This window comes from Nocardia sp. NPDC102475, from assembly GCF_055584605.1.
Genome location: NZ_JBVJLS010000004.1, coordinates 144,286 through 157,674, shown reverse-complemented (window position 1 = coordinate 157,674; position 13,389 = coordinate 144,286). Strand labels below are relative to the sequence as shown.

Here is a 13,389-nt window from a genome sequence, read left to right as displayed (position 1 = left end):
AGCGAGCGAACAAAAGGCGCAGCCGCCATCGCGGTGATGGCGGAGCCGAGCGCCGGCGAGGCGGAGACATGAGCGCGGCATTGGCCGCATTTCTCGACGCCTACTCGGATGCGCTACGGCGGCATCTGAACTCACCGACGCAGGCGAGTCTCGGTGAGGGCTACGAACTAGGCCGCCGCGCCCTCATCGAGGGCATCAGCCTGCTCGATCTCACCGAAAACCATTACCGCGTAGTACAAGCCGCGGAATCGAGCACCGCGGACGCTAAACACGCCGAGACCGCACTGGAATTCCTGCTGCAGACTCTCGCCGCCCTGGACATCGCCACCCGCGGGTATATCGACGGCACCCGCCGCGCCGAACAACAGCGTTCGCGCATCGACGATCTCGCCGGGCGCGACGCCTTCCGCACCGCCCTGGTGGAGTCGCTGCAGGACGGATTCTTCGTGGCCGACGCGCGCGGCACCATCATCGAGGTCAACTCCGCCTTCGGCGCGCTGACCGGTTACGGCGCGTCGGAATTGCCGTTCCCGCTGCCGCATCCGTGGTCGACGCCGGAAGGTCCGCGCTATCCCGATCTCGGTAGCGAGGCACAACGTTTCGTGATTCCGGTCAAGCATCGCGACGGCCGCACGGTCTGGCTCGCGGTGAGTACCAGCGCGATGGTCGAACCGGAGAAATACGAGCAGATCTTCGTCGGCACCATCCGCGATGTCACCGCCGAACACGATGCGCAGGCCCGCGATCAGGCCGCGTCACGACTGGCCACCGCGGTCGGCGCGGCCACCAGTGTGGTCGAGGTGCTCGCCGTCGGACTGGACGAACTGCGACGCACCGTCGGCGCGGAAAACGCGGTAGTGATGGTGTGGCCCAACCGCAATACCGGGCCGGAGACGTATGTCTCGGGGGCCGAGGGTGTTCCGGAGGGCTCGGTACTCGACGCCCGCGCGCGGGCGCTGCTGGATCGGGCCCGGCGTCGTCCGGCGCGCAGCCTGTTCGCGATTCCGGAGGGCACCGAGAGTTCCGAGGGCATCGTCGCCCCGCTCGGTGAGACCGGTGATGCGGCATTGTGGCTGCGCTTCGCCGCGCCGCGCGCCATCAGCGCCGCCGACTGGACACTGTTCTCGCTGCTCATCGGACATCTGAGTCTGGCGGTGCAGCGGGCGCGCAACTTCGATCAGGCGCGTTCGACCTCGCTGACGCTGCAGCGCGCCATGCTCGGTCCGATCGAACTGCCGCCGCGGTTCTCGGTGCATTACGAGCCCGCGCTGCCGCCGCTGGAGATCGGCGGCGACTGGTACGACGTGGTCCCGCTGCGCGACGGCACCATCGGCGTCGTGGTCGGCGACTGTGTCGGACGTGGTCTGTCCGCGGCCGTCGTGATGGGCCAATTGCGTACGGCCGCACGGGCTCTCCTGCTGCGCGGCGCGGGCCCGGCGCAACTGCTCGCGGAACTCGATACCGTCGCGGGCCGGATTCCCGGCGCGATGTGCACGACGGTCTGCGCCGCCGTCCTCGATCCGGTGCGCGGACTGGTCCGCTACAGCAGCGCCGGACATATGCCACCGATTCTGGCCGATGTCGGTCAGCCGGGCCGATTGCTCGAGGGCGGCCGCGCGGTACCGCTGGCTACTTTCGATACGCCACGGCGTCCCGAGGCCACCACGGCGCTCACACCGGGTTCGACGCTGGTGCTGTTCACCGACGGCCTGGTCGAACAGCGCGGTGTCGATATCGATGACAGTTTCGCGAAGATCTCGGGGGTGCTCGCCGATACCGCGGGCAAACTGCCGCGTGAGGTCGCCGATGCCGTGCTCTCCAGGCTGCGTCCGGCAGCGGGCTACGACGATGACGTCGCCATGGTTGTGTACCGGCAACCCCCGGCACAGCTGCGGCTCGAGATCCCGGCCAATCCGGATCAGCTCTCGGCCATGCGCAAGCGGCTCAAGGCTTGGCTCGCCGCCGCCGCGGTACCGCACGATCTCGCCTCCGACCTCATCGCCGCGGCCAACGAGGCCTGTAGCAACAGCATCGAACACGCCTACCGCAACGGCGGCGGGCCGGTCACCCGCGCGATCAACTCCACGGCCGAACTGCTCGGCCGTGCCACCAGCGCCGCGGCGGCCGGCACCGATCCTGGACTCGTCGAATTGACCGCCGAATGTGATACCCAAAAGGTCGTCATTCTGGTCGCCGACACCGGAACGTGGAAACCACGCTCCGCCGATCCGGGGCCGCGCGGACGCGGCATCGACATGATGCGGGCTTTGACGGAAGAATTGGAGATAGACCACAGCGGGCTGGGCACCCGCGTCCGCATGTCGGTAACGTTGCCCGCGATCAAATCCCCCGTAGCGAACCCACTGCGTGGCACGAACCGCCAGGTTTCTGGCTGAGGAATGCAGCGCGAGAGGCGGGTTCATGGCAGATTGTGATGATGTGACAAACAACTCCGGAGACGCGTATCCCCTGGCGGACACGATGACCACCACAGTCGAGGCACACGATGGCGCGACCGTGCTCACGGTTTCCGGCGAGGTCGATCTGGCGACCGCGCCAGCGCTGGAGAACACCATCGAGGCCATCCTCACCGGCAAACCGGCGGTCCTGATCATCGACCTGACCGGTGTCAGCTTCCTCGCCTCGGCGGGTATGGCGACCCTGGTCGCGGCGCATCAGCGGGCAGGCGACACGACGACCATCGTGGTGGTCGCGGACGGTCCGGCCACCAGTCGGCAGCTCAAGATGACAAGTCTGGATCAGGTGTTCGCACTGCACACCACCCTGGCCGAGGCGCTCGCCGCGCTCCGGTAGCGCGGTCTGATTTCAACCGGAACCTTCCGATCACCTGACCGCCACGGAGCGAGCCTTACGAGCGACGTTCGCGGCCCGTCTCGCGGCCGAGTGGTCGAAGCGCATGCGACGAAGTCGCGAGTCTCGACCGCTCGGCCGCGAGACATCATGGGGCCGCGAACACGCAGCGCCGAAGGCGCTGCGAATTAGACACAGAGTTCGCGCAGTTGCTCGATCAGCTTGACCCGCTCGGCCGGGGTCGCCGCCATCGGCGCCACATTCAGTACCGTGACACCCGCGGCACGGAATGCGGCGATCCGCTCCTTCACGAATCCGGCCGGGCCGACCAGTGAGATATCCCGAACCAGATCGTCCGGGACCACCTTGACGGCCTCTTCCTTCTTGCCCGCCAGATACAGCTCCTGGATCCGGTCCGCCTCGGCGCCGTAGCCGTACTTGGTGGCCAGCGTGTGATAGAAGTTCTTGCCCTTCGCGCCCATGCCGCCGATGTAGAGGGCCAGATGCGGTTTCACGAATTCCAGTAGCGGCGTGACATTCTCACCGATGGCCAGCGCGGGCCCGGCGTAGACGTCCAGCTCGCCGAGGATCGGGTCACGCTTGGCCAGACCGGCATCCAGCGATTCGCCCCAGATCTCCTTGGCCTTCTCCGGTACGAAGAAGATCGGCTGCCAGCCCTCGGCGATCTCCGCGGCCAGCTCCACATTCTTCGGGCCGAGCGCGGCCAGCAGCACCGGAATGCGTTCGCGCACCGGATGATTGATCAGCTTGAGCGGCTTGCCCAGGCCGGTGCCCCGGTCGGCGGGCAGCGGGATCTGGTAGTACTTGCCCTGGTACTCCAGCCGCTCGCGACGCCATACCTTGCGGCAGATCTCCACCAGTTCCCTGGTGCGGCCGATGGGCGCGTCATAGGGGACGCCGTGGAAGCCCTCGATCACCTGCGGGCCCGAGGCGCCGAGGCCGAGCACATAGCGACCGTCGGAGACGAAGTCCAGGCCGGCGGCGGTCATGGCGGTCAGGCTGGGCGTGCGGGTGTAGATCTGCAGGATGCCCGAGGCCAGCTGCAGCCGAGTGGTCTTGGCCGCCAGATATCCGAGCGCGCTCACCGCGTCGAACGAGTAGGCCTCCGGCACGAACACGATGTCGAGTCCAGCCTTTTCGAGGTCGGCCACCTCGGCGGCCGCCTCTTTGAAGCCGCCCGAGTAGTTGATGCTCAATCCGATCCGCATAGCACTCAACCTAACCGCAGCGACGCACCGGCCGCGCACCGGCCACCCCGGCGCGAGCGGTAGCGTATTCGCCGTAGTTCTCCACTGTCGTCGCAGGAAAACGAAAGGCCACCCGCCGTGTCGCAGCCCGCCTTCGCTGAGGCCACCCTCGCGCAGTACCTGACCGACCTGGCCGCGAAGGTACCCGCACCAGGTGGCGGCGCCGTCGCCGCGTTGCACGCCGCACAGGGCGCCGCACTGGTCGCGATGGTCGCGCGCTACACCACCCGGGCCAAGGATGCCGAACACCGGCCGGTCATCGACCGGATCATCGAGGCGGCCGATGCGGCTCGCGAGCGCGCACTGGCCCTGGCCGACGCCGATGCGGCGGCCTTCACCGCCGTCGGCAACGCCTACAAGTTGCCGAAGGATTCCTCCGCACAGGCCGCCGCGCGGACTGATGCCATTACCGCCGCGCTGCTCGAGGCCGCCCGGGTGCCCGCCGCGGTCGTCGACGAGGCCGACGAGGTGCTCTCACTCGCCACCGAACTGCTGCCGATCGGCAATCCCAATGTGGTCACCGATATCGGCGCCGCCGCCGATGCCGCACGGGCCGCGGCCACCAGTTCGCAGCTCAATATCGAGATCAATGTCCGCTCGCTCAGCGCCGAACAGGGTGATAAGTTCGCGGCCGTGCTGATCCGCATCGACGAGATCACCGCCCGCGCGGACGCACTGCACGCCGAAGTATTGCACGCCGTACGCGGCTGAATTCGACCGAACGGTCGGATTGTTTGTTCGGTGTTATGCCGGGTATGTCGGCCCTATATATGAAACTGTGGACTCGGACGGCCGTTACAGAACCGGTACGTCGAGTTGATCATGAAGTCCTAGAATGGATTTCTGCGTCCCACACCAGCGTGAAGGGGTGGACCATGCGGAACGCACTCAGATACCTGTTCCTCGCGACCACGGTCGTCGCCTTGGCGGCATTCGGGTCCGGAGCGGCAATCGCCACAACAATTCTGAAACCCAACGTCGACGCGGTCGCGACGATTACCCCGTCGGCAGGCCAGGAAGTCGGTATCGCGGCACCGGTGACGATTCGATTCGCGAATCCGGTCGCCAACCGCGACCGAGCCGAACGACTGGTCGATATCCGAGCCACCGAGCCGCTGCCGGGCGCCTTCTCCTGGGCGAGTGATCGTGAATTGACTTGGACGCCAACGAGTTTCCTGCCGACCCGGGCGCCGATCTCGGTGCAGGTCGGTAACGCGCGCACGGAGTTCCGCACCAATGCGGGCGTGGTGGCCGACGCCGATATGTCGGCGCATACCTTCACCGTGAGCATCGGCGGGGCGGTCGCGCGGTCGGTGCCCGCATCCATGGGCAAGCCTGGCTACGAGACACCGACAGGCACCTTCCCGATACTGGAAAAGTTCCGTTCGGTCGTCTTCGACTCGCGCACCATCGGGATCCCGCTGAGCTCGCCCGAGGGCTACGTCATCAACGGCGAGTACGCCGAACGCCTCACGTGGGGTGGCGTTTTCGTGCACTCCGCACCGTGGTCGGTGGATTCACAGGGCTATGCCAATGTCAGCCACGGCTGCATCAACCTGGCTCCCGATGACGCCGCCTGGTACTACCAGACCGTCGGCGTCGGTGATCCGGTCACCGTGCACTGGTAAGCCGTAAACAATCCGTTTTCCTTCGCGACACCTCCCCTCAATTTCGTCACGGGCAGCAAACCTGGCAGTATCCTGCCGAGGTTGATACAACTGCGGGACACACGTGATCGTATGACCTGATGAAGGTGGGGCGATGGATCGACCGGATATGACCTCGCGGGCGAATTCCGGCCCGCAGCCGGGCGCTGCGCCACAACAGCCGCTCGGTGCGCCGAGGGCATACCAGCCTCCGACACCGCCGAACCCGTTCCATCGGATCGGCTTCACGGAGGACAACGCGCCGACCGGGCCGATTCCGCGGATCCCGATCGACGGTGCACCCATCGACACCGGTCCACTACGCCGCGTGCCGATCGACCGCGCCGCAACACAATCCGGACCGCTGCCCCGAGTTCCGGTCGACCGTGCGCCGACCGATACGGACCCGTTCCGGCGCATTCGCGGTCCGCAAGTTCCCGGCGGCCAGGCTCCGAATCCCCAGGCTCCGAATCGCCAGGGCCCGAGGCAGACCGGGCCGATACCGCGGATTCCGATCCAGGAGGTTCCCCCGCGTCAGCCCCCGGTTCCGCACGTCTCGATGCACCAGGCGCCGAGTGTGCAGGACGGCGAGCAGGGATCGCTGACGTTGCCGGAACCGATCCGTCAGGTGCCCGTCAACCGGAACCCGAGTCCTCCTGCGCCTGCCGTGCCGCGTCCGCCTGCCCCACAAGATCCCAATTGGTATGCGCCTGCTGCCCGAGACATGGACCAGCGCGGGCCGGTTCAGCGAGACCCCATGCGCCAGAACCCCATTCACCCAGGGGCTTTCGACACGGCACACACTCGGCAAGACCCGAACCAGTACGCACCGGACCCATACGAGCAGGATCTGGCGCGGCACAACCCGATTCAGGCAGCGGATGGAGAATCCGCGCAGTATGAGCTCGACTATGGAAGCGACTGGTCCGAATGGGTCGAGGAACTTCCCGAGGAGCCGGAACCGACTGCACCGGACTATTTCCGGCATGAGGAGGCCTTGGCGGCAATGATCGATCGGTCCGGCCGGAATCGGTCGAAGCGCCGATGGATGCCGGTGCTGGTCGGGTCGGTCGCGGCGGCCGGACTACTCGTGGTGGCGTTCGTGCAGATTCGGCCGGAGCCGCAACCTGCGACGGTGGCCTCGTCCACGCCCAGCCAGATCGCGGTCTCCGGATCCACGTCCGCGGCACAGTGCCCGGCCGAGCGGGTCGGGGACACCATTACCGGCAATGGCGCGGGCGGGCTGGATTCCGGACCGGGTGTCATATTCGCGTTCCAGTACGCCTACTACGTCACCCGATCCGGTGTCGCGACCCGAGAGTTCGTGGCGCCCAACGCATCCGTCTCCCCCGCCGGGACGATTCAACAGGGCATCGATGGCATTCCGGCCGGCACCACCCACTGCATCAGCATTACGCCGGGAGCTTTCGTCGGCCAGTACCTGGTGCAGGTAACCGAGCATCGACCCGATTCGACATCGATCACCTACAAACCCCAGGTCGTTACGACGGCGCGGGTGGGCAACCAGACCCTCATCACCGGAATCGGCGCGGCCTGACCCTCACACCGGCGAATTCCACGGCACCAGCACGATTTTCCCGCGGACGCGCCCGGATTCGCTCAGCTGATGGGCCTTGACCACCTCGGCCATCGGCAGCACCTGATCGATCTCCACGTGCAGCCGGCCCGCCTCGAACAGGGCCGCCAGCTCGCCCAGATCGCGGCCGGACGGTTCGACATAGAGTCGCTCGTACCGCGGATCGTCCTCGGCATCATTGCCCTGCGCATCGATCAGGCGACCATCTGCGGCGAGCATCGGCAGCGACCGCGATCCGTAGTCACCGCCGACGAGATCGAAAACGATATCGACATCACGCACCGCCTCCGCGAAATCGGTTGTCGTGTAATCGATCACCTCATCCGCGCCGATCTCCCGCAGGAATTCGTGGTTGGCGGCGCGAGCCGTGCCGATCACATACGCGCCGCGGTCCTTGGCGATCTGCACCGCGAAATGTCCGACACCACCGGCCGCGGCATGTACCAGCACGCGTTGTCCGGCAACAACTTCGGTGAGCCCTTGCCAGGCGGTCAGCACTGCGGTCGGCACGGCGGCCGCGTGGATGTGATCCAGGATCGCCGGTTTCGGCGCGAGGATATCCGCCTGCGCCACAACGTATTCCGCATAACCGCCGGACCGGCTGAGCACCATGCCGTAGACCTCGTCGCCGACCCGGAATTGCTCGACACCGGCGCCGACCGCAGCGACGATCCCGGACACATCGAAGCCCAGGGTGAACGGCGGATCCCCGAGTTTACGGACCAACCCGGACCGCAACTTCCAGTCCGCCGCATTCATACCGGTGGCGGCGACTTGCACCACCACCTCGCCCGGTCCGGCGCTCGGCCGATCGACCTCGACGATTTCCAGGACCTCGGGACCACCGAATGTTTGTTGCGTGATTGCGAGCATGCCACCGATTCTGCGGTCCCTTAGTATCCAAGGGAAAGAAGGCACTTCAATGATCCCGAGGTACCCAATGGATACCATCGTCGACTGGTCCGGCTCCGACGACCTGGTCAAGAGCTATCTGACCAACTGCCCGGCGCGCGAAGTGCTGACGGTGCTCGCCGACAAATGGGTGCTGCTGGTTCTCGGCGTACTGCGCATGGCGGGCGGGCCGGTGCGCTTCAACGATCTGCGCCGTCGACTCGACGGCATCACCCAGAAGATGCTCACCCGCACCCTGCGCAACCTGGAGCGCGACGGACTGGTCCGCCGCGCCGTCTACCCCACCGTCCCGCCGCGCGTCGAGTACTCGCTGACCGATCTGGGTGCCAGTCTCGGCGAGCTCAGCCACGCGATGGGTGTCTGGTCGGTGCGTCACCACAGCGAAATCCGGATCGCCCGTGACGAATTCGACACCCGCGCCGCAACCGACCCGGAACCCGTCTGAACACCTCAGGCGGCCTGAAGGAGGTCGCCACCGGAGGCCAGGGCGGCGTAGCGGCCGTCGGCGTCCATGAGCTCGCGGTGGGTCCCGCGTTCGACGATCTGGCCGCGGTCGAGTACGACGATCTGGTCGGCGTCGCGGATGGTGGAGAGCCGGTGCGCGATGGTGATGGTGGTTCGGCCTTCGGACAGCGCGTCGATGGCGGCCTGCACCTCCTGCTCGGTCCGGTTGTCCAGGGCACTGGTGGCCTCGTCGAGCACCAGGATCGGCGGATTGCGCAGGATCACCCGCGCCACCGCCAAACGCTGCTTCTCACCGCCGGAGAACCGGTAGCCGCGCTCGCCGACCAGCGTGTCGTAACCGTCCGGCAGGCTCGCGATATGGTCGTGGATCTGCGCGGCCCGCGCCGCGGCGTACAACTCCTCGTCGGTCGCATCGGGTTTGGCGAAGCGTAGATTGTCCGCGACCGAAGCGTGGAACAGGTAGGTCTCCTGCGAGACCACACCAACGGCGGCGGCGAGATCGGCAAAGGACATGTCCCGCACATCGATTCCGTCGATCTCGACCCGCCCGGATGTCACATCGTAGAGTCGCGCCACCAGGTAGCCGAGTGTGGTTTTGCCCGAACCGGTTTCGCCGACAATGGCCAGACTGGACCCGGCGGGCACGGAGATGTCGATGTCCTGCAATACATCCCGCGTCCCGGATCCGTACGTGAAGCGCACATGCTCGAAGCGGACCGCGCCCTTGACGCCCGAATCCGGTACCGGCACAGGCGTTATCGGTTCCTCGATATCCGGCTTCAGGTCCAGGTATTCGAAGATCCGACCGAACAGCGACATGGAACTCTGCACCTCGACACCGGTGTAGAGCAGCTGCACCATCGGCCGCAACAGGCTGGTCTGCAAGGTCGTGAAGGCGACAAGGGTGCCGATCGACACCAGCGGATGCCCCGCCGCCACGGTCGATCCCGCCGCCCAGTAGACGATCGCGGGCATGGCCGCCATGACGATCTGAATCGTCGACTGCCGCCACCGTCCGGCCATGCCGGACCGGATCTCCAGATCCACCAGCCCGCGTGACTCCTGCGCGAAATCGTCGACCAGCGCGGGCGAGCGGCCCATCGTGCGCCCGAGCAGAATGCCGCTCACCGAGAGCGATTCCTCCACGATCGCCGACATGCCCGCCAGTTTCTGCTGCCGCTGCGCGGTGATCTTCCTGCGTTCGTCGCCGACGCGGCGGCTGATCCAGACGAAGAACGGCAGCATGATCAGTGAAACCAAGGTGAGCCGCCAGTCGAGGGCGATCATGGCGATCACCGAGGCGGTCACGGTGGTGAAGTTCGAGACCAGTGAGGTCGCGGTCGAGGTGACCGTCGATTGCATGCCGCCGATATCGTTGGCGATCCGCGACTGCACTTCGCCGGTGCGGGTGGTCGTGAAGAACGACAACGGCATTCGCTGCAACTGCGCATACACCGCGGAGCGCAGATCGTGCATGACCTCTTGTCCGACCGCGGTGGAAATGTAGGTCTGGAGCACGCCGAAGATGCTCGTGAGTGCGGCGACCGCGACCATGCCTGCCGCGAGTGCGGTCAGCAGCCCGGTGCGGCCGTGCGGCAAGGCGTCGTCGAGGATGCCGCGCAGCATGAACGGCGATGCCAGCGCGACCAGTGACGACAAACCGACGAGCGCGGCGACCAGTGCCAGGCGCGCGCGATACGGGCGAAACAGCCTGACGATCCGGCGAAGTTGATGTGGGGGCTGCATAGGCGCCTCCTTCCGAGGACTACGTCATTAAACTGAGCATGACTCATAATTGTTCCCAAAACAATGAGTTATGCTCAACAAATGGATACCACGCTCGATCCCGATCTCCCCGAGCTGTTCCTGCGCACCGCGAAACGCATCCGCCGCAACCAGGTCGCGCGACTCGCTCCGCTCGGCATCACCCCAGGTCAGGCCCGCGCTCTCCGCATTTTCGGCCACCACGACGAGCCCTTGCGCATGGCGGCAATCGCCGAGCACCTCGGCATCGTGCCGCGATCCGCCACCACCGTCGTCGATGCGCTCGAAACCGCAGGCCTGGTCTCGCGCGCGCCCGACCCGACCAACCGCCGCTCGACCCTGGTGACGCTGACCGACTCCGGCCGAGCCGCGCTTTCCCAGATGGCCGCTGCCCGCCGTGCGGCCGCCGAGGAGGTCTTCGCCGGCCTGAGCACCGAGCAGCGCACAACGCTTCGTGAATTGCTTGCGGCACTCGATTCGGAGGCCTCGGTCGGGGAATCCACTGGGACGAACATCTCGTTGACTTCCCCGCGGCCCCGGTGCTGAATTGGGGCATATTGGACTTGCCTGCCGGTCCGATTGCGAAGGTGCAGACCGGCATTGCCGCCGGAGCTATCTCCACGACAGCACCGAGTTCGACAGCGGACACACCCGCTTCTATGTCAGCGGCGAACCGTGTGCCGCCACACTAGGCATGGTCCGGCCCGAGACCGGAACCATCGTGGTCTTCGACCATCTCATCGCCGGCGGAGGCGAGGACGGTGCCGTACGAATATGGCGCACAGCCGATCTCACCGAACTCGAGGTGTTCCACCACAACGATTTCGTCCGCAGCCTCGCCGCACTCCCGGATGGCCGTTCAGCCAGCGCCTCATACGACGGAACCGTGCGCCTTTGGCGGATCCGTCCGTAAACCAACCACCGGCGCAACCGAACTCAGGAACCGGGGTGGGTGTTTTCGGCGGCGGTTACTACGTGGCGCATGAGGAGGGCGGTGGTTACGGGGCCGATGCCGCCGGGGACGGGGCTGAGGGCGGCGGCTTTGCCGCGGACGGTTTCCGCGGCTACGTCGCCGACGATTTTGCCGTCGGGGGCTTCGTTGGTGCCCACGTCGATGACGGTGGCGCCCTCGCGGATGTGTTTGCCGGTGACCAGGCCGATGCGGCCGGCGGCGGCTACGACGATATCGGCGGCGGAGGTGACAGCGGGGAGGTCGGTGGTGCGGGAATGGCAGATGGTGACGGTGGCGTTTTCGGCGAGCAGGAGTTGAGCAAGGGGCTTGCCGACGATATTGGAGCGGCCGACGACGGCGACATGCCGTCCGGTAAGCGGGATTTCGTGATGCTTCAGTAGTTCGACGACGGCCTCGGAGGTGGCGGGCACGAAGCCGTCCAGGCCGGAGGCCAGTAATCCGAGCGAGAGCGGGCTGACGCCGTCGACGTCCTTGCCTGCGGCGATGGCGGAGCTGACATCGTCGAGGGTGACACCGGCGGGCAGCGGGGTCTGCAGCATGATCGCGTCGATGGCGGTGTCCGCGCTGCGGGCGGTGAGTTCGCCGCGGATCCGCTCGATGCTCGCATCGGCGCCGAGTTCGATGGTGTCGCACGCGATTCCGAGACGTTCGGCGGACTTGCGCAGCGAGTTCACGTACCACGCGCTGGCCGGATCGTCATTGGCCACGATCAGGGCCAGGCGCGGCGCGGTTCCGCTCGCGGTGAGCGCGGCGGCGCGCTGCTTGGTGTCGGCGTTGATGGCGGCGGCGAGTTCCTTGCCGGACAGCGAAACGGTATCCACGTTGTCACACCTTATCGGCTGCACCGCACGGCCGGTTTCGGCGGGCACCCCGCGCGCCGCTCGGTTTGCCCGGATGCCGGAAATAACGCATGGCAATTACCCGATTATGGCCGTTACCAGTCGTATCGTGGTTGTGCTTGTCCATGGCTAACTGTCAGCTCACCTACCGAAAGCCCCGTTTCACGCGTGGAAAGGTGTCGACTGTAGTGAAGATCTCGAGGCATTGGAAACTATGGGTCGCGACCGCGTTCGCGGCCGCGACCATCACCGGGGTATCCGGCGCACCCGCCATCGCGGCGCCGGAAAACGACGCCCTCTACAACTCCGCCCAGCGCGCCTTCACCGATGGCGACGATGCCGCCGGACGCGCCGAACTCCGACAGCTGATCGCAGCCGACCCGGCCGATGCCGAGGCCCTTTCGCTGCAGGCGATCTGGTCGCATTACGCCGGTGATTTGCCCGCCATGGCCGATGCACTGGTCCGCCTCAATGCCGTCGACCCGGCAATGGCCCAGGGCACCAATAATGTGCTCGGCGCGATCGGCGCCGCGGTCGCCACCCTGCCGAATCCGCTGCCCTCGATCGTCGGACCGCAGACCGGAATCGTGGTGCTCGGCTACGGCCTGCTCCCGGACGGTTCGCTGCGCCCTGAACTGGTGAACCGGCTGACCGCGGCGTGGTTGCAGGCGGTCGCCTCACCACTTTCCCCGATCGTCGTCACCGGCGGAAACCCGCAGAACGGGATCACCGAGGCCGAGGCCATGCGGGCCTGGCTGGTCGGCACGGGGCTGCCCGCATCCCGGATCTATGTCGAGAGCCGAGCCGGATCGACGGTGCAGAACGCACTGTTCAGCACCGAGATGCTGCGCGATGTCGGCGCGAACAGCGCGGTCGTGGTGACCTCGCCGAACCACATCCGGCGCGCGGTCGCCGATTTCATTGTCGCGGGCACTCAGGTGGTCGGGGCGACCACCTCACTGGAGCAGCTGGTATCGCAGTTGCCGCCGCCCGGCAGGCAGGCGCAGCGCGGCATCTACCTGGACGCGACGCGGACGTTCCAGCTCGCCACCGCACGCTGAACGCGACGGGTCCGAGCGTGCTGAACTGACATAATTCGCGCAAATGCGCACGC

13 protein-coding genes are annotated in these 13,389 nt (G+C 66.5%); 9 read left to right on the top strand and 4 right to left on the bottom strand.

Features of this window, described 5'->3' with window-relative positions; all coding sequences use genetic code 11:
• Positions 1–68: 68 nt before the first annotated feature.
• Positions 69–2,396 carry a SpoIIE family protein phosphatase gene (locus tag ACZ60G_RS08945; protein ID WP_465808641.1) on the top strand — a complete coding sequence of 776 codons (2,328 nt, stop codon included), beginning with the start codon at positions 69–71 and terminating at the stop codon, positions 2,394–2,396.
• A gap of 85 nt (positions 2,397–2,481) precedes the next feature.
• Positions 2,482–2,814: an STAS domain-containing protein gene (locus ACZ60G_RS08940; protein ID WP_063037258.1), complete on the top strand. Its 333-nt coding sequence runs from the start codon at positions 2,482–2,484 to the stop codon at positions 2,812–2,814.
• 185 nt (positions 2,815–2,999) lie between these two features.
• Here ACZ60G_RS08940 and ACZ60G_RS08935 read toward each other — a convergent pair whose 3' ends face one another.
• Positions 3,000–4,040, bottom strand: a complete 1,041-nt coding sequence (locus ACZ60G_RS08935) for an LLM class F420-dependent oxidoreductase (RefSeq protein ID WP_465808638.1) — start codon at positions 4,038–4,040, stop codon at positions 3,000–3,002.
• A gap of 117 nt (positions 4,041–4,157) precedes the next feature.
• Between ACZ60G_RS08935 and ACZ60G_RS08930 the strand changes: the two genes are divergently transcribed.
• The 3 genes from ACZ60G_RS08930 (at position 4,158) to ACZ60G_RS08920 (ending at position 7,283) form a co-directional block, all read left to right on the top strand.
• Positions 4,158–4,790 (top strand): cyclodeaminase/cyclohydrolase family protein, encoded by a 633-nt coding sequence (locus tag ACZ60G_RS08930; RefSeq protein WP_465808637.1) that lies wholly within the window; start codon positions 4,158–4,160, stop codon positions 4,788–4,790.
• Between the two features lie 164 nt (positions 4,791–4,954).
• On the top strand, positions 4,955–5,707 hold the full coding sequence (locus tag ACZ60G_RS08925) for a L,D-transpeptidase (protein ID WP_465808635.1): 753 nt from the start codon (positions 4,955–4,957) through the stop codon (positions 5,705–5,707).
• A gap of 133 nt (positions 5,708–5,840) precedes the next feature.
• The gene (locus ACZ60G_RS08920; RefSeq protein ID WP_465808633.1) at positions 5,841–7,283 is read left to right on the top strand and encodes a DUF8176 domain-containing protein; all 1,443 of its coding nucleotides are present in this window, start codon (positions 5,841–5,843) and stop codon (positions 7,281–7,283) included.
• A gap of 3 nt (positions 7,284–7,286) precedes the next feature.
• On the opposite strand, the gene ACZ60G_RS08915 is transcribed toward ACZ60G_RS08920, so the two are convergent.
• Positions 7,287–8,195 carry an NADP-dependent oxidoreductase gene (locus ACZ60G_RS08915; protein WP_465808631.1) on the bottom strand — a complete coding sequence of 303 codons (909 nt, stop codon included), beginning with the start codon at positions 8,193–8,195 and terminating at the stop codon, positions 7,287–7,289.
• A 67-nt stretch (positions 8,196–8,262) separates the two neighbouring features.
• Between ACZ60G_RS08915 and ACZ60G_RS08910 the strand changes: the two genes are divergently transcribed.
• Positions 8,263–8,679 carry a winged helix-turn-helix transcriptional regulator gene (locus ACZ60G_RS08910; RefSeq protein WP_465808629.1) on the top strand — a complete coding sequence of 139 codons (417 nt, stop codon included), beginning with the start codon at positions 8,263–8,265 and terminating at the stop codon, positions 8,677–8,679.
• Between the two features lie 5 nt (positions 8,680–8,684).
• Here ACZ60G_RS08910 and ACZ60G_RS08905 read toward each other — a convergent pair whose 3' ends face one another.
• On the bottom strand, positions 8,685–10,445 hold the full coding sequence (locus tag ACZ60G_RS08905) for an ABC transporter ATP-binding protein (protein ID WP_465808628.1): 1,761 nt from the start codon (positions 10,443–10,445) through the stop codon (positions 8,685–8,687).
• 81 nt (positions 10,446–10,526) lie between these two features.
• Here ACZ60G_RS08905 and ACZ60G_RS08900 point away from each other — a divergent pair, with 81 nt between their 5' ends.
• Positions 10,527–11,009, top strand: a complete 483-nt coding sequence (locus tag ACZ60G_RS08900; protein ID WP_465808626.1) for a MarR family winged helix-turn-helix transcriptional regulator — start codon at positions 10,527–10,529, stop codon at positions 11,007–11,009.
• 148 nt (positions 11,010–11,157) lie between these two features.
• On the top strand, positions 11,158–11,376 hold the full coding sequence (locus ACZ60G_RS08895; RefSeq protein WP_465808624.1) for a WD40 repeat domain-containing protein: 219 nt from the start codon (positions 11,158–11,160) through the stop codon (positions 11,374–11,376).
• Between the two features lie 23 nt (positions 11,377–11,399).
• Here ACZ60G_RS08895 and ACZ60G_RS08890 read toward each other — a convergent pair whose 3' ends face one another.
• Positions 11,400–12,257 (bottom strand): bifunctional 5,10-methylenetetrahydrofolate dehydrogenase/5,10-methenyltetrahydrofolate cyclohydrolase, encoded by an 858-nt coding sequence (locus ACZ60G_RS08890; protein WP_465808622.1) that lies wholly within the window; start codon positions 12,255–12,257, stop codon positions 11,400–11,402.
• A gap of 206 nt (positions 12,258–12,463) precedes the next feature.
• Here ACZ60G_RS08890 and ACZ60G_RS08885 point away from each other — a divergent pair, with 206 nt between their 5' ends.
• On the top strand, positions 12,464–13,336 hold the full coding sequence (locus tag ACZ60G_RS08885) for an ElyC/SanA/YdcF family protein (RefSeq protein WP_465808620.1): 873 nt from the start codon (positions 12,464–12,466) through the stop codon (positions 13,334–13,336).
• The last annotated feature ends 53 nt before the right edge of the window (positions 13,337–13,389 follow it).

Excerpts from the sequence above, each read along its gene's own strand:
- ACZ60G_RS08900 (WP_465808626.1), top strand. The coding sequence starts at position 10,527 with ATGGATACCACGCTCGATCCCGATCTCCCCGAGCTGTTCCTGCGCACC.
- ACZ60G_RS08940 (WP_063037258.1), top strand. The coding sequence starts at position 2,482 with ATGACCACCACAGTCGAGGCACACGATGGCGCGACCGTGCTCACGGTT.
- ACZ60G_RS08935 (WP_465808638.1), bottom strand. The coding sequence starts at position 4,040 with ATGCGGATCGGATTGAGCATCAACTACTCGGGCGGCTTCAAAGAGGCG.
- ACZ60G_RS08915 (WP_465808631.1), bottom strand. The coding sequence starts at position 8,195 with ATGCTCGCAATCACGCAACAAACATTCGGTGGTCCCGAGGTCCTGGAA.
- ACZ60G_RS08910 (WP_465808629.1), top strand. The coding sequence starts at position 8,263 with ATGGATACCATCGTCGACTGGTCCGGCTCCGACGACCTGGTCAAGAGC.
- ACZ60G_RS08920 (WP_465808633.1), top strand. The coding sequence starts at position 5,841 with ATGGATCGACCGGATATGACCTCGCGGGCGAATTCCGGCCCGCAGCCG.
- ACZ60G_RS08895 (WP_465808624.1), top strand. The coding sequence starts at position 11,158 with ATGGTCCGGCCCGAGACCGGAACCATCGTGGTCTTCGACCATCTCATC.
- ACZ60G_RS08945 (WP_465808641.1), top strand. The coding sequence starts at position 69 with ATGAGCGCGGCATTGGCCGCATTTCTCGACGCCTACTCGGATGCGCTA.
- ACZ60G_RS08905 (WP_465808628.1), bottom strand. The coding sequence starts at position 10,445 with ATGCAGCCCCCACATCAACTTCGCCGGATCGTCAGGCTGTTTCGCCCG.
- ACZ60G_RS08925 (WP_465808635.1), top strand. The coding sequence starts at position 4,955 with ATGCGGAACGCACTCAGATACCTGTTCCTCGCGACCACGGTCGTCGCC.